The sequence below is a fragment of the Micromonospora sp. II genome (genome assembly GCF_001709195.1).
GTDB classification, from domain to species: Bacteria; Actinomycetota; Actinomycetes; order Mycobacteriales; family Micromonosporaceae; genus Micromonospora; species Micromonospora chalcea.
The window spans coordinates 1-22584 of sequence record NZ_LYXF01000009.1 but is presented as its reverse complement, the minus strand read 5'-3'; the positions used below and the strand labels follow the sequence as shown (position 1 = coordinate 22584).

Here is a 22584-nt window from a genome sequence, read left to right as displayed (position 1 = left end):
GGAACGAGGGCGAGGGGCGGAACGTGCAAGATCACGGGGCCAGGCGGGGGCACCAACGCGCCAACCCCCGTCCCGTCGATCATGAAGTTGGCGGCGACAAATCGGACGTCAGGTGCCGTCAACTTCATGATCGACGCGGTGGGGTGGGGAGGGTCAGGGGGGTGGGGGGAGGTCGGGGAGTGCGGCAGTGAGCTCCTCGCGGACCCGGGGCAGGGGCCAGGTGACCAGGTCTCGCAGGGAGTGGTGGCGGCGCAGGTGTCGTACCACGGTCAGGCCGACCAGGTAGCCGCACCGCTTGGGCAGGCCGTCGGCCAGCGGCGAGTCCCGCATCAGGAAGTACGGGGCGTGGTGCTCGACGTCGGTGGCGTCGAAGTCGGCGCGGACCCGGCGCAGGATCTCCGGCCACCGGCGGCGGCACTCGTCGAGCCACTGCCGGTGGCCGGGCCGGCCGAACCAGAGGTACTCCTCGTCCGGCCGCCCGGGGTCCAGCTCCGCCGTCACCTGGGTGGCGAGCCCTTCGGTGAACAGGGCGTTCGCCACCCCGTACTCGGGCCAGTCGCGGATCGCGGCGCCGCGGTCGTGCACCACGTGCGCGGCCTCGTGCCGCACCAGCAGGTCGAGATCCTCGGGCGGGCCGAGCTGTTCCACGGCGAGGAAGAGCGCGTACCTGCCGTTCAGCTCACCGGCCCAGCCGTTGGCCTGGTTGCGCCCGACCAGCACCACGCACTCGACCGGCCCGCCGTCGCCGGACCAGCCCAGCGCGTCCGCCACCGCCGCGACGCCGCCGGGCAGCAGCGCGCGTACCGTCTCGGCTCGTGCCGCCAGCTCGGTGGCGCGGCCGCGGAGCCCGTCCAGGGCGGCGGCCACGCCGGCGGCGTCGGACCAGCCGCCGTCGCGGCGCAGCGCCCGGACCACGTCCGGGTGCCCGGCCAGGTAGCGGGAGGTCCACGGCGGGCCGGACCGTTCGGCGCGGGCCAGGAAGTCGGGCACCAGGTCACGGACGAGCAGCAGGTCGGTGGGCGGCATCCGCACGATGCTGCCCGGCCGCGGCGCGGCGGGCAAGACCGCGACGGTACGGGGACAGCTCCGCATCTGAAGGAAGTCTTCAGCAAACAGCCCTTCGACGCAAGGTATCGACATAGACGAACGTCACGCTATAAGGTGCGGCGAACCGGCGACGGGAGCCAGTCGCCCCATGCAGTCGACGAGGAGTGACGTGACAGTTCGGAGACCCTCGCGCCGGGTGAGCCACCTGCTCGGCGGCGCCGTGATCCTCATGATCGGCCTGACCGGCCAGCCGGCCCAGGCCGCGCCTCAGCATGACGCGCAGCCGCTCGCCGCGGCCTTCGACCGAGCCGCCGCCGGCTCCGACGTGCCGCGCGACCTGCTCGCCGCGCTCGGGTACGCCGAGACCCGCCTGGACGGTCACGGCGGGCAGCCCAGCGCCTCCGGCGGATACGGCGTGATGCACCTGACCAGCAACCCGAAGGTACGGACGCTGGACGAGGCCGCACGCCGGACCCGGCTGGACCGGGCCGAGCTGCGTACCCGGGACGCGGCGAACGTGGCCGGCGCGGCGGCCGTGCTGCGCTCCTACGCCGACGAGGCCGGGCTGACCGCGGCGCAGCGCGACGACGTCAACCAGTGGTACGTCCCGATCGCCCGCTACGGCGGCTCGGCGGACGCGGCCACCGCCCGGCTGTACGCGGACGCCGTGTACGACCTGCTCGCCCGGGGCTTCATCGCTACCACGGCCGGCGGCGAGGTCAGCGTGGACGGCCGTCCGGTCGCGCCGCAGCGGGGCCGGTACGCCGACGTGGCGCCGCTGGGCACCGGCGACTTCGGCACCCTGAGCACCGACTACGGCCCGGCCGCATGGGTGCCGGCCAACTCGTCCAACTACACGGTCTCCAGCCGCGAGTCGGCGTACCCGATCAACTACATCGTCATCCACACCATGCAGGGCAGCTACGCCGGCTCGATCAGCTGGTTCCAGAACGCCGCCGCCGGCACCAGCGCGCACTACCTGCTCCGCTCCTCCGACGGCGCGGTGACCCAGATGGTGCGGGACAAGGACATCGCCTGGCACGCCGGCAACTGGACCTACAACACCCAGTCGATCGGCATCGAGCACGAGGGGTACGTCGACAACGCCTCCTGGTACACCGACGCGATGTACCGGTCGTCGGCGGCGCTGACCCGGTACCTGTGCGACAAGTACGGCATCCCGAAGACCCGCACCAACATCATCGGGCACAACCAGGTGCCGGGCGCCACGCACACCGACCCGGGGTCGAACTGGAACTGGACCTACTACATGCAGCTCGTCACCGGCGGCACCACTCCCCCGCCGACCGCCTGGTCGACGATCGTGGACAACACCACCGCCGGCCGGTTCACCGCGAGCGCCAACTGGGGCACCTCGACGTACTCGGCGCAGCGCTACGGCGCCGACTACCGGTACGCCAACCCCGTCGCGGCCAGCGACACCGCCTGGTACAAGGTGAACATCCCGGCGACGGCCACCTACCGGGTGGAGGTCTGGTATCCGGCCGTCGCCGGCTACAACACCTCCACGCCGTACATCGTCGCGACGACGAGCGGCAACCAGACGGTCTCGGTGAACCAGAGCGCCAACGGCGGTTCGTGGCGCTCGCTGGGCACCTTCACCCTGGCCGCCGGTGACGCCAACAAGGTCGGTGTCAGCAGGTGGTCCGGCAGCACCGGGTACGTGATCGCCGACGCCATCCGCGTCACCCGCGTCTAGCCGGCACGTCCCCGCTCGGCCCGGTCAGCTCACGTTGGCCGGGCCGAGCACGCTCTTCAGGTCACCCATCAACGCAGTGGTGGGCGCGACCCGGAACGGGCCGAGGCGCAGCGTGGTGACCTTGCCGCCGTTGAGCAGCTTGACGTGCACCTCGGTGTCGCCGGGGTGCAGCACCAGCGTCTCCTTGAGCCGTTCCACCAGCGGCGGCGTGCAGCGGTGCACCGGGATGGTGAGCGTGACCGGCTTGTTCGCCGGGTTGCTGGTGACGTCCGGCATGGACATGTCCATCGCCATGATGCGCGGGGTGTCGTCGCGCCGGTCGACCCGGCCCTTGACCACCACGATCGCGTCCTCGGCGATGTACTGGCCGATCACCTCGTACGTGTTCGGGAAGAACAGCGTCTCCACGCCGCCGGCGAGGTCTTCGAGGGTGGCCGACGCCCAGGCCCGGCCCTGCTTGGTGACCCGGCGCTGCACGCCGGAGAGGATGCCGGCCAGGGTGACCACCGCGCCGTCGGGCACCGTGCCCTCCTCCGACAGCGCGGCGATGGTGGTGTCCGCCGCCGCGCCGAGCACGTGTTCCAGGCCGAACAGCGGGTGGTCGGAGACGTACAGGCCGAGCATCTCGCGCTCGAACGCGAGCTTGTCGCGCTTGTCCCACTCCCCCTCGCCGATGACCGGCATGACAGTGGTGGTGCCGCCGGTCTCGGACTCGCCGAAGCCGGCGCCGAACAGATCGTACTGGCCGACCGCCTCCTTGCGCTTGACGTCGGCGTACGCGTCGATGGCGTCGGCGTGCACTGCGAGCAGGCCCTTGCGCGGGTGGCCGAGCGCGTCGAACGCCCCGGCCTTGATCAGCGATTCGATTGTCTTCTTGTTGCAGACCACGGCGTCGACCTTGGACAGGAAGTCGTAGAAGTCGGCGTAGTCGCCCTTCTCCTCGCGGCACCGCATGATCGAGGCGACCACGTTCGCGCCGACGTTGCGTACCGCGCCGAGACCGAAGCGGATCTCCTCGCCGACCGGGGTGAACGGCCCGGCCGAGGTGTTGACGTCCGGCGGCAGCACCTGGATGCGCATCCGGCGGCACTCGGACAGGTACATCGCCATCTTGTCCTTGTCGTCACCGACGGAGGTGAGCAGGGCGGCCATGTACTCGGCCGGGTAGTGCGCCTTGAGGTACGCGGTCCAGTAGGAGACCAGGCCGTACGCGGCGGAGTGGGCCTTGTTGAAGGCGTAGCCGGCGAACGGGACCAGCACGTCCCACACGGCCTGGATGGCCTCGTCGGAGTAGCCGCGCTCGCGGCAGCCGTCCCGGAACGGGATGAACTCCTTGTCGAGGATCTCCTTCTTCTTCTTGCCCATCGCCCGGCGCAGCAGGTCGGCCTGGCCGAGCGTGTAGCCGGCGAGGATCTGCGCGGCGCGCTGCACCTGCTCCTGGTAGACGATCAGGCCGTAGGTGGGCGCGAGGATCTCGCGCAGCGGCTCCTCCAGCTCCGGGTGGATCGGGGTGATCTCCTGGAGGCCGTTCTTGCGCAGCGCGTAGTTGGTGTGCGAGTCCACGCCCATCGGGCCGGGCCGGTAGAGCGCCAGGACGGCGGAGATGTCCTCGAAGTTGTCCGGTTTCATCAGCCGCAGCAGCGAGCGCATCGGCCCGCCGTCGAGCTGGAACACGCCGAGCGTGTCGCCGCGGGCCAGCAGCTCGTACGCCTGCTTGTCATCAAGCGGCAGGCCGAGCAGGTCCAGCTCCCGGCCGTGGTTGAGCTGGATGTTCTTCACCGCGTCGTCGATGATCGTCAGGTTGCGCAGGCCGAGGAAGTCCATCTTCAGCAGCCCGAGCGACTCGCAGGTCGGGTAGTCGAACTGCGTGATGATGACGCCGTCGGAGTCGCGCCGCATGAGCGGGATGTGCTCGATGATCGGCTCGGCGGACATGATGACGCCGGCGGCGTGCACACCTGTCTGCCGGATCAGGCCCTCGATGCCCTTGGCGGTCTCGATGACCTTCTTGACGTCCGGGTCGGACTCGTAGAGGCCACGGATCTCGCCCGCCTCGGCGTAGCGGGGGTGCTTCGGGTCGAAGATGCCGGACAGCGGGATGTCCTTGCCCATCACCGCCGGGGGCATGGCCTTGGTGATCCGGTCGCCGACCGCGTACGGGTAGCCGAGCACCCGGGCCGAGTCCTTGATCGCGGCCTTCGCCTTGATCGTGCCGAACGTGGCGATCTGCGCGACCTTGTCCTCGCCCCACTTGTCGGTCACGTACTTGATGACCTCACCGCGCCGGCGCTCGTCGAAGTCGATGTCGACATCGGGCATGGAGACGCGCTCGGGGTTGAGGAACCGCTCGAAGATCAGGCCGTGCGGGATCGGGTCGAGGTCGGTGATGCCGAGCGCGTACGCCACGAGCGAGCCGGCCGCCGAGCCACGCCCGGGGCCGACCGCGATGCCCTGGCTCTTGGCCCACTGGATGAAGTCGGCGACCACGAGGAAGTACGACGGGAAGCCCATCTGGATGATGACGCCCAGCTCGTACTCGGCCTGGACGACGTGGCCCTCGGGGATGCCGTTGGGGAAGCGGCGCTTCAGCCCGGCGAAGGTCTCCTTGCGGAACCAGGACTCCTCGGTCTCGCCCTCGGGGATCGGGAAGCGCGGCATCAGGTTGTGGAACGTGAACATGCCGGCCGGGTCGACCTTCTCGGCCACCAGCAGCGTGTTGCGGCAGCCCTGCTGCCACAGCTCGGAGGAGTCGACGGCGCGCATCTGGTCGGCGGACTTGACGAAGTAGCCGCCGCCCTCGAACCGGAACCGGTTGGGGTCGGCCACGTTGCTGCCGGTCTGTACGCAGAGCAGCACGTCGTGCGCCTCGGCCTGCGCCTCGTGGGTGTAGTGCGAGTCGTTCGTGACCACCGGCGGGATGTCGAGCTTGCGGGCGATCTCGGTGAGCCCGTCGCGGACGCGGCGCTCGATGTCGAGGCCGTGGTCCATGATCTCCAGGAAGTAGTTGTCCTTGCCGAAGATGTCCTGGTACGCGGCGGCGACCTTGAGCGCCTCGTCGAACTGGCCCAGCCGCAGCCGGGTCTGCACCGCGCCGGACGGGCAGCCGGTGGTGGCCATGATGCCCTGGGCGTGCTCGGCGATCAGCTCCATGTCCATCCGGGGCCACTTCACGTAGTGGCCCTCCATGGAGGCGCGGGAGTTGAGCTTGAACAGGTTGTGCAGGCCGTCGCGGTTGGCCGCCCACATGGTCATGTGGGTGATCGCGCCGTTGCCGGAGACGTCATCGCTCTTCTGCTCGGGGCGCCCCCACTTGACCCGCGCCTTGTGGAAGCGCGACTCCGGCGCGACGTACGCCTCGACGCCGAGGATGGGCTTGACCCCGGCGTCCATGGCCTGCTTGTAGAAGTCGTTCGCGCCGTGCATGTTGCCGTGGTCGGTGATCGCCACCGCCGGCATGCCGAGCCGCGCCGCCTCGGCGAAGAGGTCCTTGAGCCGGGCCGCCCCGTCGAGCATCGAGTACTCGGTGTGTACGTGCAGATGCGCGAACGAATCGCCCATGCGTGGCGCCCCCCGGGTTGTGGATCAAGCTGCGTCGGAGTCGACCGACCCACCCTACCGAGGTGATCTCGCGGGCTCCACCGTCCGCGCCGGGCGTGGCCCGGGTCTCTCCGGCCGGCCGGTGTGCGGCACGCGATGTTCTTCTCTATTGCAATGGTGTGTGGCACACACTATCGTGTTGAGCATGGTCAGCGAAGAGGTCCTCCGGACCCACCTCCAGGAGCTACGGCGCGGCACTGTCGTGGTGGCCAGCCTGGTCGCCCTGCGCCGCCCCGACTACGGATACGCCCTGCTGCAACGGCTGGCCGCGCACGGCTTCGCGGTCGACGCCAACACGCTCTACCCGCTGCTGCGCCGGCTGGAGGACCAGGGCCTGCTGACCAGCGAGTGGAACACCGAGGAGAGCCGGCCGCGCAAGTTCTACCGGACCAGCGACGACGGCGAGTCCGTCCTGAACCGCCTGCTCGACGACATGACCGCGGTGCGGACGTCCGTCACCGACCTGATCGAAGGAGCGGAACGATGAGTTCCCTGACCGACCGTTACGTCGCCGCCACCATGCGGGCCGTGCCCGCGCAGCGCCGCCTGGAACTCGCCGAGGAACTGCGCGGCTCCATCGCCGACATGATCGACGACCGGACCGCGGGCGGGCAGGACCACGCCTCCGCCGAACGCGAGGTGCTCACCGAGCTGGGCCACCCGGAGAAGCTCGCGGCCCGCTACAGCGACCGCACGCTGCAACTCATCGGCCCGCGCTACTACCTGACCTGGTGGCGGCTGCTGCGACTGCTGCTCACCTGGATCCCGGCGATCGTCGGCGTGCTCTCCGGTGTCACGAAGGCGCTCGTCGACGGCGAGCCGGGCGCGGCGATCGGCGCGGCGATCGTGGCCGCCATGCAGACCGCGGTGCAGATCGCGTTCTGGGTCACGCTGGTGTTCGCCGTGCTGGAACGCACCCGCACCCCGCTCGGCCTGCCCGAGTGGACCGTCGACCAGCTCCCCGAGGAGACCCGGGAACGGCAGATCAACCACTCCGACAGCATCGCCTCGGTGGTGTTCCTGCTCGCCACCATCGGCCTCCTGATCGGCCAGCACTTCCAGCGCTGGACCACCGACGACGGCACCCGGCTGCCGGCGCTCGACCCGGCGCTCTGGAGCTTCTGGCTGCCGGCCCTGATCGTGGTGCTGCTGGCCACCGTCGGCCTGGAGATCGCCAAGTACCGGTCCGGCCGGTGGACCTGGCCCCTGGTGGCGGTCAACGCGGTGCTCAACGTCGCCTTCGCCGCCCCGGTGCTCTGGCTGCTCGCCACCGACCGGCTGCTCAACCCGGAGCTGGTCGAGCGGTTCGCCTGGCTGCGCGACGGCGGCACCGTCGAGTTCGCCCGGGTGGCGGGCGCGGTGGTCGTGCTGGTCGCGATCTGGGACGTGATCGACAGCGCGGTCAAGGCCGGCCGCGCCGCCTGAGCCACGCCCGGCCCGGCACGCCCCGTCGAGGGCGTGCCGGGCCCTTCCGGGTACGCGGACAGTCAGGCCGCCGCCCGCCACTCCCGGGCCAGCAGCGCGTAGACCACCTCGTCGGTCCACTCCCCCTTGACGAACTCGTTCTCCCGCAGGTGCGCCTCCCGGCGCATGCCGAGCCGCTCCAGCAACCGGGCCGAGGCGGTGTTGCGGGCGTCCAGCCGGCCGACGATCCGGTGCAGGCCCAGCCCGTCGAAGCCGATCCGCAGCAGTTCCCGGGCCGCCTCGGTGACGTACCCGCGGCCGGTGTGCGCGGGATGCGCCACGTACCCGATCTCGCCCTGCCGGTGCTCTCCGCTGGTCCAGCTCAGCAGCACGTCGCCGACGAACTCGCCGGTGTCCGCGACCGTCACGGCGAGGTTGAGCACGTCGCCGGGGGCGCGCAGCGCGGTCCGCCGGACCAGCCGCTCGATCGCGGCCCGGGCGGCGCCGTCGTCGTACGGCTCGTGGTAGAGGTAGCGGGTGACCTCCGGGCGGCCCCGGTAGTCCCGGAGCACGGTCACGTCCGCGGCGGTGAAGGCGCGCAGCAGCAGACGCTCGGTACGCAACGGCAGATCAGGCACGAACACCCCGGCAGGCTACGTCGGCACTGTCGTCCGGCCCACCCGATTACGCCCCGGCCACCGCGACGGCCCGGTCGGTGGCATGGTCGTACGGTGAGCACCGCACCCACCAACGCCTGGCGCCGGCCGGCTCCCACGGCGGCGCAGTTCCGCGCCGACCTCTGGGTCGGGCTCGCGGTCACCGTGCTGGCCCTGTTCGAGCTGACCCTGGCGTACAGCACCGGGGCGTTCCTGCTCGGGCCGCCGCCGAGCGTCGCCGAGCAGGTCTGGTGGACCGTCGCGGTGACCGCCCCGCTGGCCGTACGGCGGCGCTGGCCCGCCACCGTCGCGGTGATCGTGGCCGTCGCCTTCGTCGCCGGGCAGGCGCGGGCGGTCCCGCTGGCCCAGATCCCGTCGGGCGCGCTGTTCGCCGCCCTGTTCACGCTCGGCGCGTGGGGCACCGACCGGCGGCTGGCCGGGCGGCTGCGGGCCGGCATCATCGTCGCGATGTTCGCCTGGCTCTGGCTGTCCCTCGCGTTGCGGGCCGACCAGATCTCCGCTGCCTCCTTCGCCGACGCCGCCGGCCCGGTGCCGCCGGTGCTCGCCGCAGTGGTGAACGGTGTGCTCTACAACGTGCTGTTCTTCGGCTTCGCCTACTACTCCGGGCAGACCGCCTGGGTGGCCGCGCGCCGCCGGCACGAGCTACGCGAACAGGCCGAGCAGCTGCGCCGCTCCCAGGCGGAGGCGCGCGAGCGCGCGGTGATGGGCGAGCGGGTCCGCATCGCCCGCGAACTGCACGACGTGGTCGCCCACCACGTGTCGGTGATGGGCGTGCAGGCCGCCGCGTGCCGGCGCGTGTTCGACCGGGACCGGGACAAGGCGCGTACCGCGCTGGCCGCCATCGAGCAGACGGCCCGCACCTCCGTCGACGAGCTGCGCCGGATGCTCGGCGTGCTGCGCGACCCGGACGCCGCGGCCGGCGCGGTCACCGCGCCGGAGGACACCGCCGGCATCGACCAGGTCCGCGCGCTCGTCGACCGGGCCCGGGAGACCGGGCTACGGGCCGACCTCGGGGTGTACGGGGAGCCGGTGCCGCTGCCGCGCTCGGTGTCGCAGGCGGCGTACCGGATCGTCCAGGAGGCGGTGACGAACGTGGTCAAGCACGCCCACGCCACCACGCTGGACGTGCGCATCCGCTATCTGGCGAGGGAGTTGGAGATCGACGTGAGCGACGACGGGCAGGGCGGCGCGCCGGCGGCCGGGACCGGGCTCGGCCTGATCGGCATGCGGGAGCGGGTCGCCGCCCACGGCGGTGAGGTGGAGGCCGGGCCGCGCCCCGGCGGCGGGTTCCGGGTCCGGGCCCGCATGCCGCTGCCGGTCGAGGCCGCCGGGCGGGCGGCGTGAACGCGCCGGTACGGGTGCTGCTCGTCGACGACCAGCACCTGGTCCGGACCGGTTTCCGGGTCATCCTGGAGGTCGAGGACGACATCGAGGTGGTCGGCGAGGCCGCCGACGGGCAGCGCGCCGTGTCGATGGCGTCCGCGCTGCGGCCGGACGTGGTGCTGATGGACGTGGAGATGCCGGTGCTCGACGGGCTGGAGGCCACGCGCCGGATCACCGCCGACTCGACGCCGGGCGGCCCGGCGGTGCTGATCCTCACCACGTTCGACCGGGACGACTACCTGTTCGCGGCGCTGCGCGCCGGGGCGAGCGGCTTCCTGCTGAAGAACGGCACCCCGGAGGACCTGGTCGAGGCGGTGCGGGTGGTGGCGCGCGGCGAAGGGCTGATCGCGCCGGCGCTGACCCGGCGGGTGATCTCCACGTTCGCCCGGCCCGGCGGGGCGCCGCCGGACCCCCGGCACGACGCGGCGACGGCGGACCTGACCCCGCGCGAGCGGGAGGTGCTGGAGCTGATCGCGAGCGGCGCCAGCAACGCCGAGATCGCGGACGTGCTGCGCGTCGGCGAGGCGACGGTGAAGACCCACGTCAGCCGCGTCCTGGCCAAGCTGGGGCTGCGCGACCGGGTGCAGGCGGTGGTGTTCGCGTACGAGCACGGGGTGGTCCGGCCCGGCGGATGACGCCGGTCCGTCGCAGGGCGGACCACGTGATCGTTCCGCGGTGGGACGACGGGTGCGGGCGCCGGCCGTAGCGTCGGGATCATGACCAGCGTGCTCCGCCTCGACGGCGTCGACCGCAGCTTCGGCGGCCGTCAGGTGCTCAAAGACGTCTCCTTCGACGTGACCGCCGGGCGCATGACCGGGTTCGTCGGCGGCAACGGCGCCGGCAAGACCACCACCATGCGCATCATCCTCGGCGTGCTCGCCCCGGACGCCGGGCAGGTCACCTGGCGGGGACACCGGCTCACCCGGGAGGACCGGGCCCGGTTCGGCTACATGCCCGAGGAACGCGGCCTCTACCCGAAGATGACGCCCCGCGAGCAGGTGGTCCACCTCGGCCGCCTGTACGGGCTGGACGCCGCCGGGGCGCGCCGCCGCACCGACGCGCTGCTGGAGCGGGTCGGTCTCGGCGAGCGGGCCGACGACCTGCTGGAGACGCTGTCGCTGGGCAACCAGCAGCGCGCGCAGATCGCCGCCGCGCTGGTGCACGACCCGGAGGTGCTGATCCTGGACGAGCCGTTCTCCGGGCTCGACCCGCTCGCCGTCGACATGGTGGTCGCGGTGCTGCGGGAACGTGCCGCCGCCGGAGCGCCGGTGCTGTTCTCCAGCCACCAGCTCGACGTGGTGGAGCGGCTCTGCGACGACCTGGTGCTCATCGCCGGCGGGACGATCCGGGCCGCCGGCGCCCGCGAGGAGCTGCGCGCCGCGTACACGTTGCCCCGGTTCTCGCTCGTGGTGGACGGCGACGCCGGCTGGCTGCGGGACCAGCCCGGCGTGCGGCTGGTCGACCTCGACGGCGCGCGCGCCGTGTTCGAGGTGGACCCGCCCGCCGACGACCAGGCGGTGCTGCGCGCGGCGCTGGAACGCGGCCCGGTACGCGCGTTCGGCCCGGTCACCCCGTCCCTCGCCGAGATCTTCCGAGAGGTCAACCAGTGAACACGTTCCAGGCCACCCGGCTGGTCGCGGCCCGCGAGATCAAGGTCAAGGTCCGCGACAAGACGTTCCTCTACAGCACGCTGATCTTCCTGCTGCTCGCCGTCGTGGCCACCGTGGTGCCGGCGATGCTGAGCAGCGGCCCGTCCACGGTGGCGGTGACCGCGGCCGGCGCCGAACCGCTGCGCGCGGCCGGGCTGGACGTCCTGCTGGTCGCCGACGACGGCGCCGCCGAGCAGGCGGTACGCGACGGCGACGCGGACGCCGCGGTGGTAACCGGTCCGGTGGTGGTCGCCGACGAGCGGGCCCCGGACGACGTGGTCGCCGCGCTCAGCGCGGCCCCGCAGGTGAAGCTGCTGGACCCGGACGCGGTGGATCCACTCGTCGCGTACCTGGTGCCGTTCGCCTTCGCGTTCGTCTTCTTCTTCATGTCCCAGACGTTCGGGTTGCAGATCGCGCAGAGCGTCACCGAGGAGAAGCAGACCCGGATCGTGGAGATCCTGGTGGCCGCCGTGCCGGCCCGGGCGCTGCTGGCCGGCAAGATCCTCGCCGCGGGCGCGCTGGCGCTGGGGCAGATCACGCTGATCGCGGCCGTCGCGCTGATCGGGATGCGCCTGACCGACGGCGGTGACCTGCTGGGCCTGATCGCGCCCGCGATCGGCTGGTTCGTGCCGTTCTTCCTGTGCGGCTTCCTGCTGCTGGCTGCGATGTGGGCGGCGGCCGGCGCGCTGGTGAACCGGCAGGAGGACATCGCCGGGGCGTCCACCCCGGTGCAGCTCGCCGTGATGGCGCCGTTCTTCGCGGTGGTGTTCCTCAACGACAACGCCACCGCGATGCGGGTCCTGTCGTACCTGCCGATCTCCGCGCCCACAGCGATGCCGGTACGGCTGTTCACCGGTGACGCGGCGACGTGGGAGCCGTTCGTGTCGCTGGCGCTGCTGCTGCTCGCGGCGGCCGGGTTCCTGCTCGCCGGGGCCCGGGTCTACGAGGGCTCGCTGCTGCGCACCAACGGGCGGACCTCGGTGCGGGCGGCGTGGCGGCAGCGCGAGCCGATCGGCTGACGACGGCATACGCCGAGCGCCGGCCACCCCGCAGCGGGGAGCCGGCGCTCGGCACGTCGGACCGGGGTCAGCCGACCGCGGCCATCACCTCGTCGGACACGTCGAAGTTGGCGTAGACGTTCTGCACGTCGTCGCAGTCCTCCAGCACGTCGATCAGCTTGAAGATCTTGCGCGCGCCCTCCTCGTCCAGCGGCACGTTCACGCTGGGGATGAGGGAGGACTCGGCCGACTCGTACTCGATGCCGGCGTCCTGCAGCGCGGTGCGGACCGCGATCAGGTCGCCCGGCTCGGACACCACCTCGTACGCCTCGCCGAGGTCGTTGACCTCCTCCGCGCCCGCGTCGAGCACTGCCATCATCACGTCGTCCTCGGTCGTGCCGCCCTTGGGGACGATCACCACGCCCTTGCGGGAGAACATGTACGACACCGAGCCGGCGTCGGCCAGCGAGCCGCCGTTGCGGGTCAGCGCGGTGCGCACCTCGGTGGCGGCACGGTTGCGGTTGTCGGTGAGGCACTCGATCAGCATCGCCACGCCGTTCGGGCCGTAACCCTCGTACATGATCGTCTGCCAGTCGGCGCCGCCGGCCTCCAGGCCGGAGCCGCGCTTGACCGCGCGGTCGATGTTGTCGTTCGGGACCGAGTTCTTCTTCGCCTTCTGGATGGCGTCGTAGAGAGTCGGGTTGCCGGCCGGGTCACCACCGCCGGTACGGGCGGCCACCTCGACGTTCTTGATCAGCTTGGCGAACATCTTGCCGCGCTTGGCGTCGATGACCGCCTTCTTGTGCTTGGTCGTCGCCCACTTTGAGTGGCCGGACATCTGTTACCTCCGTTGCTACCCGCCGTCTGCATCGACCGCACCACACGCCCCGCTCCCCCGCCGGCGCACGCCGACGCCGAGGTGCCGTGATCTCTGCTGGGAGCCGCGGCGGGCTGATGGCCCTGCCGAATCTCGGCAATCCTACCGGCGGGGGCCGGGTCACTGTCACGCGCCGCACGGCAGCGGCCCGCCCCGGGCCGCCCGAACCGGCACAATCAGGGACGGACCGGCCGCTCAGCGGCTCGCCCGGACCAGTTCCACGAAGTGGCGGTGCAGGCGCAGGTCGCCGGTCAGCTCCGGGTGGAACGAGGTGGCCAGCAGGTTGCCCTGCCGTACCGCGACGATCCGGTCCGCGGCCGGGCCGTCTGTCACCCGGCCGAGCACCTCGACGTCGGGGCCGACGCGCTCGACCCAGGGCGCCCTGATGAACACGGCGTGGAACGGGCCGCCGTCGACGCCGGTGAGCGCCACCGGCGCCTCGAACGAGTCGACCTGACGGCCGAACGCGTTGCGCCGCACCGTCATGTCGACGCCGGCGAAGCCGCGCTGGTCGGGGCGGCCGTCCAGCACCTCGACGGCCAGCATGATCATGCCGGCGCAGGAGCCGTAGACCGGCATGCCGGCGGCGATCCGCTTGTCGATCGGCTCGCGCATCTCGAAGATGTCCACCAGCTTGCTGATCGTGGTCGACTCGCCGCCGGGCACCACCAGGCCGTCGACCGCGTCCAGCTCGCCGGGGCGCCGCACCGGCCGGGCGTCGGCGCCCGCGCCGGTCAGCGCCGCGACGTGCTCGCGTACGTCGCCCTGCAGCGCGAGCACGCCGATCACCGGTACGGTCACGCCGCTCCTTCCGGGGTGTTAACAAGGGGCCCCGCCTCTACCGGAGGCGTTAACAGGGGGCCCTTCCTTTCGCTCACCAGCCGCGCTCGGCGAGGCGGTGCGGCTGCGGGATCTCGTCGACGTTGATGCCGACCATCGCCTCGCCCAGCCCGCGCGACACCTTGGCGAGCACGTCCGGGTCGTCGTGGAACGTGGTCGCCTTGACGATCGCGGCGGCCCGCTGCGCCGGGTTGCCGGACTTGAAGATGCCCGAGCCGACGAAGACGCCCTCGGCGCCGAGCTGCATCATCATGGCCGCGTCGGCGGGGGTCGCGATGCCGCCCGCGGTGAACAGCACGACCGGCAGCTTGCCCTGCTCGGCGACCTCCTTGACCAGCTCGTACGGGGCCTGCAGCTCCTTGGCCGCCACGTACAGCTCGTCGTCGGGCAGCGACTGGAGCCGGCGGATCTCCTGCCGGATCTTGCGCATGTGGGTGGTGGCGTTGGAGACGTCACCGGTGCCCGCCTCACCCTTCGAGCGGATCATCGCGGCGCCCTCGGTGATCCGGCGCAGCGCCTCGCCCAGGTTCGTCGCGCCGCACACGAACGGGACGGTGAACGCCCACTTGTCGATGTGGTTGGCGTAGTCGGCCGGGGTCAGCACCTCGGACTCGTCGACGTAGTCGACGCCGAGCGCCTGGAGGATCTGCGCCTCGACGAAGTGGCCGATCCGGGCCTTGGCCATCACCGGGATCGAGACGGCGGAGATGATGCCGTCGATCATGTCCGGGTCGCTCATCCGGGACACCCCGCCCTGCGCGCGGATGTCGGCCGGCACCCGCTCCAGCGCCATCACGGCCACCGCGCCGGCGTCCTCGGCGATCTTCGCCTGCTCGGGGGTGACCACGTCCATGATCACACCGCCCTTGAGCATCTCGGCCATGCCGCGCTTGACGCGGGCGGTGCCGACGGCGGTGGCGGGGGTCGGGGCTGCGGACTCAGACACGGGACATCGCTCCTCGGCGTGCTCGGGAGGTGACTGCGCAGGAATGCTACGACCGTCGCGACGCCGCTCCGAGCGCCAATCGAACCCCCGGTGGCCTGCCGTGTGGCCCCGGTCACGACCGGCGGTCAGCCGGTGGTCACGTCCGCCGGGGAGGCCAGCGTGGGATCGTCGATGTCGAAGTAGCGGGGCCACTCCCGCCCCCGCCCCATCCGGAACAGCCGCACCACCGGGCGGCTGCGCGCCGAGCGGGCGTCCCGGACCAGGTCGGTGTGCACCTGCCGGGCCAGCGCCAGCCGGCGGCTCGCCGCGATCACCGCCGCGCAGCCCGGGTCGTCCGGGTCCAGCCGCACCGCCCGCAACTGCCGGGTCAGGTCGTTCTCGGCCGCCTCGCGCTCCTCCGGGGCGGCGTCGAGCGCGATCCGGGCGGCGGCGTACAGCTCCACGCCGTACCGCTGCTCGGCCAGGACCGCGGCGGCGGCCGCGCGGCGCAGCAGGTGCGCCTCCAGCGCGCGGGCCGCCGAGTCCGCGCGGACCTGCAGCCGCTGCACCCGGCCGGAGGTCCAGATCAGGTACGCCGAGACCAGCCCGAGCACACCGACCGCGCCCACCACCCACCACATGCCCGGCATCGTAGTGCTGCTCCTCATCCCGCCCGCCCGGCGCGGGGCACCGGGCGACGCGCTCGTCACAGCGGCCGCAGCGGCCACCCCGGTCAGCCCAGTCCCGCCCACTCCTGGTCCATGACCCGGCCGTCGGTGGCCTCGATCGCGGCTGCGTATACCTCCAGAACACGGCGGGCAACCACGGGCCAGTCGAAATTCGCCACCACCTGGTCGCCGCAGGCGGTCAGCCCGGCGCGGCGGCCGGCGTCGTCGAGCAGCTCGGACAGCGCGCCGCCCAGCGCCGCCGCGTCGCCGGTCGGGAACAGCCGCCCGGCCCGGCCGCCGTCGAGCACCCGGCGGAACGCGTCCAGGTCGCTGGCGACCACAGTCGTCCCGGCGGCCAGCGCCTCGGTGAGGATCATCCCGAAGGATTCCCCGCCGGTGTTCGGTGCGACGTACAGGTGCACGCTGCGCAACATGCGTGCCTTGTCCGCCTCGGAGACCAGGCCGAGGAACGTGACCCGGTCGCGCAGGGCGGCCGGGAACCGCCCGTACAGCTCGTCGGCGTCGCCCGGCCCGGCGACCAGCAGGCGCAGCCCGGGGCGGTGCGGCGCGAGCGCGACGAACGCGTCCCGCAGGATCGGGAAGCCCTTGCGCGGCTCGGTGAACCGGCCCAGGAAACCCAGCGTGCCGCCGGTGCCCGGCGCGCACTCCCCCGGCCAGCCGGGCAGCGGCGGCACCCCGGCGAACTTCGCCACCGCCACCCCGTTGGGGATCTCCACCGCGCCGCCGTCCATGTGCTCGACCTGCACCTTGCGGGCCAGCGCGCTCACCGCGATCCGGGCGGTGATCCGCTCCAGCACGATCTGCAGCGCGCCCTGCGCGGCCGACAGCACCCGGGAACGGGTCATCGCGGTGTGGAACGTGGCCACCACCGGGCCGCGGGCGCAGAGCACGGCCAGCATCGACAGGCTCGGCGTGAGCGGCTCGTGCACGTGCAGCACGTCGAAGTCGCCCCGGGTGATCCAACGCCGCACCCGGGCGGTGGAGACCGGGCCGAACGCGATCCGGGCCACCGACCCGTTGTACGGCAGCGGCACCGCCCRCCCGGCCGACACCACGTACGGCGGCAGCGCCGAGTCCTCGTCGGCCGGCGCCAGCACGCTCACCTCGTGGCCGAGCCCGAGCAGCGCCTCGGCCAGGTCCATGACGTGGTTTTGCACCCCGCCCGGCACGTCGAACGAGTACGGGCACACGATGCCGATACGCACTGCGCCCTCCCCCTAGACCGTCCCGGTGGTGGCCGGCGGCGCCGCCGACGTGGGCGTACCGTCCCGGCCCTGGTCCAGCCACATCCGCTGCAACATGTGCCAGTCTTGCGGATGCCGGGCGATGCCCGCCGCCAGACCGTCGGCAATCCGCTGCGTCACCGCGCGGACCCGCTCGTCCAGCGGGGCGCTGTCCGGGTCCGGCAGCGGCAGCGGGCCGTCGATCGACGCGCACGCCGCGTCCGGCTCGTACCACATCGAGGCCACGTAGAGCGGCGCGCCGGTGCGGATCGCCAGCAGCGCCGGCCCGGCCGGCATCCGGGTCCGGCCGCCGAAGAAGTCGACCTCCACGCCCCGGGCCGACAGGTCCCGGTCGGCCAGCAGCGGCACCACGTAGCCGGCGCGCAGGCGGTCCACCAGCACGTCGAACGCGGGACGCGGGCCGCCGGTGTTGGGCAGGATCTCCATGCCCAGCCCTTCCCGGAACCCGACGAACCGCTCGTAGACGCCGTCCGGGAGCCGCTCGGCCACCGTGGTCATCGGCCAGCCGGTGGCCGCCACCCAGGCGCCGGCCGCGTCCCAGTTGCCGGCGTGCGGCAGCGCCACCACCGCGCCCCGCCCGGCCGCCACGTCGGCGGCGAGCAGTTCCTGCCCGTCCAGGCGGAACCCGGCGAGGATCTGCGCCCGGCTCAGGCCGGGCAGCCGGAACGCCTCCATCCAGTACCGGGCGTACGAGCGCAGGCCCTCGCGCACCAGCGCGTCCAGCTCCGCGTCGGGCAGTTCCGGGCCGACCACCCGGCGCAGGTTGGCGCGCAGCCGGCGCGTACCCCCGCCGTCCTTGCGGTGGGCGCGGTCGGCGCCCGCCCGGAAGGCCGCGGCCGCGACGGGCCGGGGCAGCGCCCGGATCAGGCGCCAGCCCGCGACGAAGCCCGCCTCGGTGAGGTTCACTCGACGCCGACCCGCTGGGCCTGGCGGTACACGTGGGCCATCCGCTGCCCGACGGTGAAGATCGAGACGGCGGCGAGCAGCCAGAGTGCGATCTCCAGCGCCAGCGGTACGCCGAGGCCGGTGAGCAGGCCGCCGACGCCGACGATGAGCAGCCGCTCGGTGCGTTCGGCGATGCCCACGTTGCAGGTCATCCCGAGGCCCTCGGCGCGGGCCTTGACGTAGGAGACCAGCCCGCCCGCGGCCAGGCAGATCAGCGCCGCCGCCACGCCCGAGTAGTCGTGCTCGGTGGCCAGCCAGTACGCGACCGCGCCGAACACCGCGCTGTCGGCGACCCGGTCCATGCTCGAGTCGAGGAACGCCCCGAACCGGGTGGACCCGCCGCTCATCCGCGCCATCGTGCCGTCGAGCAGGTCGGTGAGGGCGAAGACCGTGACGATCAGCGCGCCGGCGACCAGATGGCCGCGCGCGCCGAAGCCGAGCGCGCCGACGAGCACGCCGACGGTGCCGGTCACGGTGACCGCGTTGGGGGACACGCCCGCACGCAGCAGCGCACGGGCGATCGGCTCCACGACGCGGGTCATGCCCGCGCGGGCCGTCACTTGGAAGATCTTCGCCATGGCGGTCCCACGATAACGGCCCGCAACCGCCGGGGACACAGCCGGGCACACGACCCGCCCGACGGCCCTTGTGCCCGCCCCCGCGCGGGTGTGAGATCGAGCCAGGAGGTGAGCCAGTTCACCGGATCACCGGTCCGCGTTCCCGGCCAGCAGGAGATCACCGGAAGATATCGCCGCGGCGCCCGTCCCGGGTCCGCTCCCCCGTCGCCCGCGGCGGTCGCCACCACCACCGGTTGAGGGAGGTGCGCCGCGATGGCGCAGAAGAACGAGAAGGGTGTCACCGGCGGCGCGCCGGTGGTGACCGAGCCCGGCAGGGTTCGCAACGTGGTGCTCGTCGGGCACTCCGGCGCCGGCAAGACGACTCTCGTCGAGGCGCTGCTGGCCGCCAGCGGCACGATCGGCCGGGCCGGCGCCGTCACCGAGGGCACCACCGTCTGCGACCACGACCCCGCCGCCGTACGCCAGCAGCGCTCGGTCAGCCTGGCCTGCGCGCCGCTCGTGCACCGCGACGTCAAGGTCAACCTGCTGGACACGCCGGGCTACGGCGACTTCGTCGGCGAGCTGCGCGCCGGGCTGCGCGCCGCCGACGCGGCGCTGTTCGTGGTCTCCGCCGTCGACGGCATGGACGCCGCCACGGCCGCCCTGTGGGAGGAGTGCGCCGCCGTCGACATGCCCCGCGCGGTGGCGGTCTCCCGGCTGGACCACCCGCGGGCCGACTTCGACGAGGCGGTGGCGCTGTGCCAGCGCGTCTTCGGCGACAACGTGCTCCCGCTCTACCTGCCGATGCTCGGCGACGACGGCGAGTCGGTGGCCGGCCTGATGGGCCTGATCACCCGCCGGGTGTACGACTACTCGGCCGGGCTGCCGCCGGAGGTACGCGAGCCGGACCCGGAGCACCTGCCGGCCATCCAGGAGTCCCGCAACGAGCTGATCGAGGGGATCATCGCCGAGAGCGAGGACGAGACCCTCATGGACCGCTACCTCGGCGGCGAGGAGATCGACCCCGAGGTGCTCATCACCGACCTGGAGACCGCTGTGGCCCGCGGCCACTTCTACCCGGTGGTGCCGGTCTGCGCGGAGACCGGCGTGGGCCTGGACGCGCTGCTCGACGGCCTGGTCGCGGCGTTCCCGTCGCCGCTGGAGCACGACCTGCCGGCGGTCACCGGCGTGGACGGCTCGCCCCGCCCGCCGCTGACCTGCGACCCGGACGGCCCGCTCGTCGCCGAGGTGGTCAAGACGACAGTCGACAGGCACGTCGGGCGGGTCTCGCTGGTGCGCGTCTTCTCCGGCACGCTCCGCCCCGACCAGGTCATCCACGTGTCCGGTCACGGCATGGCCGAGCGCGGCCACCCCGACCACGACGCCGACGAGCGGGTCGGCCACGTCTACACCCCGCTGGGCGCGACGCTGCGCGAGGTGGCCGCCTGCGTCGCCGGTGACCTGTGCGCGATCACCAAGTCGGGCAGTGCGGAGACCGGCGACACCATCTCCGCCAAGGACGACCCGCTGCTGGTCGCGCCCTGGGAGATGCCCGAGCCGCTGCTGCCGGTGGCGATCGTGGCGCGCAGCCGGGCCGACGAGGACGCGCTGGCCCGCAACCTGTCCCGGCTGGTCGCCGGTGACCCGACGCTGCGGCTGGAACGCAACGCGGAGACCCACCAGCTGGTGCTGTGGTGCATGGGCGAGGCGCACGCCGACGTGGTGCTCGACCGGCTGCGCGGCGGCGGGGTCGAGCTGGACACCGAGCCGGTCCGGGTGCCGCTGCGCGAGACGTTCGGCGCCGCCGCGCGCGGGCACGGCCGGCACGTCAAGCAGTCCGGCGGACACGGTCAGTACGCGGTCTGCGACATCGAGGTGGAGCCGCTGCCCCGGGGCGCCGGCTTCGAGTTCGTCGACCGGGTGGTCGGCGGCGCGGTCCCGCACAACTACATCCCGTCGGTGGAGGAGGGTGTACGGGCGCAGATGGAACGCGGTCTGGTCGCCGGCTACCCGGTGGTGGACCTGCGGGTGACGCTCGTGGACGGGAAGGCGCACAGCGTCGACTCCTCCGACGCCGCGTTCCAGACCGCCGGCGCGCTGGCGCTGCGTGACGCCGCCGAGAAGGGCCAGCCGACGCTGCTGGAGCCGGTCGACGAGATCACCGTGCGGGTGCCGGACTCGTCGGTCGGCGCGGTGATGGGCGACCTGTCCGGGCGGCGCGGCCGGGTGCTCGGCACCGAGCCGGACCCGGACGCCGAGGGCCGCACGCTGGTCCGCGCCGAGGTGCCCGCCACGGAGCTGCTGCGGTACGCGGTGGAGCTGCGCTCGATGACCGCCGGCACGGGAACGTTCCGCCGCGAGTTCGCCCGCCACGACCCCATGCCGGCCCACCTGGCCGACCAGGCCCGCAAGGAGTCCACCTCCCACTGACCCCGCCCGCCCCGCCCACCCGCCGCGGGGTCAGGGGCGGACGGCGGGGACCGGGGGCATCGGCCAGTGGGGGCGGTCGGCGTCCCGGAGGGCTGCCGAGCGTACCGCCGCCAGCTGCCGCTCCACCTCGGCGAAGTGGTCCGGGGCGAGCGGACCCCAGCTCAGCGCTGCCGCGTTCTCCTCGACCTGGGCGACGGTACGGGCGCCGGGGATCGGCACCGCGCGGCCGCTGCGCGCCCAGATCCACCCGATCGCCCCCTGCGCGAGGGTACGGCCGTCGGCGGTCAACGCGTCGCGGACGGCGGCGACCCGGCGCAGCCACTCCGGGGCGGGCCGGCCGCTGCGGAACCACTCCAGCCAGGTCGGCCCGAGTCCGCGTACGTCGTCGCGGGGCAGCGTCGACTCCGGCGTGTACTTGCCGGTGAGCAGCCCCATCCCGAGCGGTCCCCGGGCCAGGCTGGCCAGGTCGTGCTTGTCGCAGGCGTCGAGCATGGCCGGGGCGTCGCGGAGCACCGACAGCGCGTGCTGCACGGCGGCGGCGCCCCGGGCGACCTGGGCGAACGCGGCGGCCCGGTCGGCCCGGTCGGTACTCCAGCCGTACGCCCGGATCAGGCCGTCGTCCATCAGGTCGTCGAGCGTGCCGATGAGCGCCTCGGCCCGGGGCAGCGGCAGGTCACCGAGGTGCAGCTGGTAGAGGTCGATGTGGTCGGTGCCCAGCCGGCGCAGCGAGTCGGTCACCGCCCGGCGCAGGTAGTGCGGCGAGGCGTTCTCCCCGGTGGCCTGCCGGGCGCTCTCGTCGAACGTGTAGCCGAACTTCGTGGCGATCACGGCCTCGCCGCGCCGCCCGGCGAGCGCCCGGCCGAGCACCCGCTCGCCGTGCCCGGCGCCGTACGTGTCGGCGGTGTCGAACAGCGTGACACCGAGGTCGAGCGCGCGGCGGATCGCGCGTACCGACTCGTCGTCGTCGACCTGGCCCCAGCCCAGCGGGCGGGCGCCCTCGGCCCAGGGGCCGCCGATGGCCCAGCACCCCATACCGAGGGCGCTCACCTCGATGCCGCTGCGCCCCAACTGTCGCTTGTCGACTGCCACCGCCGCATCCTGTCATCTTCCCGGCGATCGCGGGCCGGTTCGTAGCCGAAGAGTCCGGGCGCGATCACGCCGCGTGACGCCAGGCGGTGGACGTTCGCGGTGAAGCGATATACCTCAGAGTCATAAATATGGGTCTTGTGACGGATGTGTGGGTCGGGTGTTCATGGGCGGGGTAGTTCGGGTCGGTGGCCGCCGAGGCTGAGCATGGCCATGGCAATGAGGGCTTCGGATGAGTGGAAGCCGAAGGCCATGCGGGTGATGAGGCGGATCTTGGCGTTGACGGACTCGATGCGGCCGTTGGACAGGCCATGGGTGATGGCGGCGATGATCTGGTCGCGGTGACGGGTGACGCGTCGTTGTAGGTCGATGAAGATGTCGATGCGGCTGCGGCGGGCCCACCCGATCCATCGGTCGAGGGCCTCGACTGCGGCTGTCGGGCTGGTCTTGGCCAGGGTGAACACCAGTCGGAGGCCTTCTTTCAACGCCCAGGCCCGGTGCAGGCGGGGGTGGGTC

General features: G+C 72.8%; 20 protein-coding genes. 8 read left to right on the top strand and 12 right to left on the bottom strand.

The window, feature by feature from the left end:
* Positions 1 to 153: 153 nt before the first annotated feature.
* Positions 154 to 1062 (bottom strand): hypothetical protein, encoded by a 909-nt coding sequence (locus A8711_RS05750; protein WP_255365599.1) that lies wholly within the window; start codon positions 1060 to 1062, stop codon positions 154 to 156.
* Positions 1063 to 1816: 754 nt separating this feature from the next.
* Between A8711_RS05750 and A8711_RS33110 the strand changes: the two genes are divergently transcribed.
* On the top strand, positions 1817 to 2767 hold the full coding sequence (locus tag A8711_RS33110; protein WP_369830101.1) for an N-acetylmuramoyl-L-alanine amidase: 951 nt from the start codon (positions 1817 to 1819) through the stop codon (positions 2765 to 2767).
* A gap of 24 nt (positions 2768 to 2791) precedes the next feature.
* On the opposite strand, the gene dnaE is transcribed toward A8711_RS33110, so the two are convergent.
* Positions 2792 to 6325, bottom strand: coding sequence for a DNA polymerase III subunit alpha (gene dnaE / locus A8711_RS05740; RefSeq protein ID WP_043324990.1), 3534 nt, complete (start codon positions 6323 to 6325; stop codon positions 2792 to 2794).
* Positions 6326 to 6509: 184 nt separating this feature from the next.
* Between dnaE and A8711_RS05735 the strand changes: the two genes are divergently transcribed.
* Positions 6510 to 6851, top strand: coding sequence for a PadR family transcriptional regulator (locus A8711_RS05735; protein WP_043324991.1), 342 nt, complete (start codon positions 6510 to 6512; stop codon positions 6849 to 6851).
* Entirely contained in the window at positions 6848 to 7789 is a 942-nt protein-coding gene (locus A8711_RS05730; RefSeq protein WP_043324992.1) for a permease prefix domain 1-containing protein, read from the top strand. The genes A8711_RS05735 and A8711_RS05730 overlap by 4 nt, the downstream gene beginning before the upstream one ends.
* Before the next feature lie 62 nt (positions 7790 to 7851).
* Here the strand turns inward: A8711_RS05730 and A8711_RS05725 are convergent, their stop codons facing one another.
* Positions 7852 to 8412, bottom strand: coding sequence for a GNAT family N-acetyltransferase (locus A8711_RS05725; protein ID WP_043324993.1), 561 nt, complete (start codon positions 8410 to 8412; stop codon positions 7852 to 7854).
* A gap of 87 nt (positions 8413 to 8499) precedes the next feature.
* On the opposite strand from A8711_RS05725, the gene A8711_RS05720 reads away from it, so the two are divergent.
* From A8711_RS05720 to A8711_RS05705, 4 genes are all read left to right on the top strand, one after another.
* Positions 8500 to 9789, top strand: a complete 1290-nt coding sequence (locus tag A8711_RS05720) for a sensor histidine kinase (RefSeq protein ID WP_069087656.1) — start codon at positions 8500 to 8502, stop codon at positions 9787 to 9789.
* Entirely contained in the window at positions 9786 to 10463 is a 678-nt protein-coding gene (locus A8711_RS05715) for a response regulator transcription factor (RefSeq protein ID WP_043324995.1), read from the top strand. Before A8711_RS05720 ends, A8711_RS05715 begins: the two co-directional genes overlap by 4 nt.
* A gap of 81 nt (positions 10464 to 10544) precedes the next feature.
* Complete coding sequence (locus A8711_RS05710; protein WP_043324996.1) at positions 10545 to 11438, top strand: ABC transporter ATP-binding protein; 894 nt, start codon at positions 10545 to 10547, stop codon at positions 11436 to 11438.
* A complete protein-coding gene (locus tag A8711_RS05705; RefSeq protein ID WP_069087655.1) occupies positions 11435 to 12496 on the top strand; it encodes an ABC transporter permease in 1062 nt (353 codons plus the stop codon). The genes A8711_RS05710 and A8711_RS05705 overlap by 4 nt, the downstream gene beginning before the upstream one ends.
* A 67-nt stretch (positions 12497 to 12563) precedes the next feature.
* Here A8711_RS05705 and A8711_RS05700 read toward each other — a convergent pair whose 3' ends face one another.
* The 7 genes from A8711_RS05700 to pgsA all read right to left on the bottom strand — a co-directional run bounded on the left by A8711_RS05700 (position 12564) and on the right by pgsA (position 18573).
* Positions 12564 to 13313, bottom strand: coding sequence for a YebC/PmpR family DNA-binding transcriptional regulator (locus A8711_RS05700; protein WP_043324998.1), 750 nt, complete (start codon positions 13311 to 13313; stop codon positions 12564 to 12566).
* A gap of 234 nt (positions 13314 to 13547) precedes the next feature.
* On the bottom strand, positions 13548 to 14153 hold the full coding sequence (gene pdxT, locus A8711_RS05695) for a pyridoxal 5'-phosphate synthase glutaminase subunit PdxT (RefSeq protein WP_043324999.1): 606 nt from the start codon (positions 14151 to 14153) through the stop codon (positions 13548 to 13550).
* A 73-nt stretch (positions 14154 to 14226) separates the two neighbouring features.
* The gene (gene pdxS, locus A8711_RS05690) at positions 14227 to 15138 is read right to left on the bottom strand and encodes a pyridoxal 5'-phosphate synthase lyase subunit PdxS (protein WP_043325000.1); all 912 of its coding nucleotides are present in this window, start codon (positions 15136 to 15138) and stop codon (positions 14227 to 14229) included.
* A gap of 125 nt (positions 15139 to 15263) precedes the next feature.
* Positions 15264 to 15767, bottom strand: a complete 504-nt coding sequence (locus tag A8711_RS05685) for a hypothetical protein (RefSeq protein WP_043325001.1) — start codon at positions 15765 to 15767, stop codon at positions 15264 to 15266.
* A gap of 83 nt (positions 15768 to 15850) precedes the next feature.
* Positions 15851 to 17011 carry a glycosyltransferase family 4 protein gene (locus A8711_RS05680; RefSeq protein ID WP_069087654.1) on the bottom strand — a complete coding sequence of 387 codons (1161 nt, stop codon included), beginning with the start codon at positions 17009 to 17011 and terminating at the stop codon, positions 15851 to 15853.
* Between the two features lie 12 nt (positions 17012 to 17023).
* The gene (locus A8711_RS05675) at positions 17024 to 17956 is read right to left on the bottom strand and encodes a phosphatidylinositol mannoside acyltransferase (RefSeq protein WP_064448893.1); all 933 of its coding nucleotides are present in this window, start codon (positions 17954 to 17956) and stop codon (positions 17024 to 17026) included.
* The gene (gene pgsA, locus A8711_RS05670; protein ID WP_069087653.1) at positions 17953 to 18573 is read right to left on the bottom strand and encodes a phosphatidylinositol phosphate synthase; all 621 of its coding nucleotides are present in this window, start codon (positions 18571 to 18573) and stop codon (positions 17953 to 17955) included. Before pgsA ends, A8711_RS05675 begins: the two co-directional genes overlap by 4 nt.
* A 252-nt stretch (positions 18574 to 18825) precedes the next feature.
* Here pgsA and A8711_RS05665 point away from each other — a divergent pair, with 252 nt between their 5' ends.
* Complete coding sequence (locus A8711_RS05665) at positions 18826 to 20982, top strand: elongation factor G-like protein EF-G2 (RefSeq protein WP_069087652.1); 2157 nt, start codon at positions 18826 to 18828, stop codon at positions 20980 to 20982.
* 30 nt (positions 20983 to 21012) lie between these two features.
* Here A8711_RS05665 and A8711_RS05660 read toward each other — a convergent pair whose 3' ends face one another.
* Together A8711_RS05660 and A8711_RS05655 are read right to left on the bottom strand one after the other, a co-directional pair.
* Positions 21013 to 22014, bottom strand: a complete 1002-nt coding sequence (locus A8711_RS05660) for an aldo/keto reductase (protein ID WP_176722759.1) — start codon at positions 22012 to 22014, stop codon at positions 21013 to 21015.
* A gap of 218 nt (positions 22015 to 22232) precedes the next feature.
* A partial coding sequence (locus A8711_RS05655) for a transposase (protein ID WP_141707646.1) occupies positions 22233 to 22584 on the bottom strand: 352 nt, incomplete at its 5' end.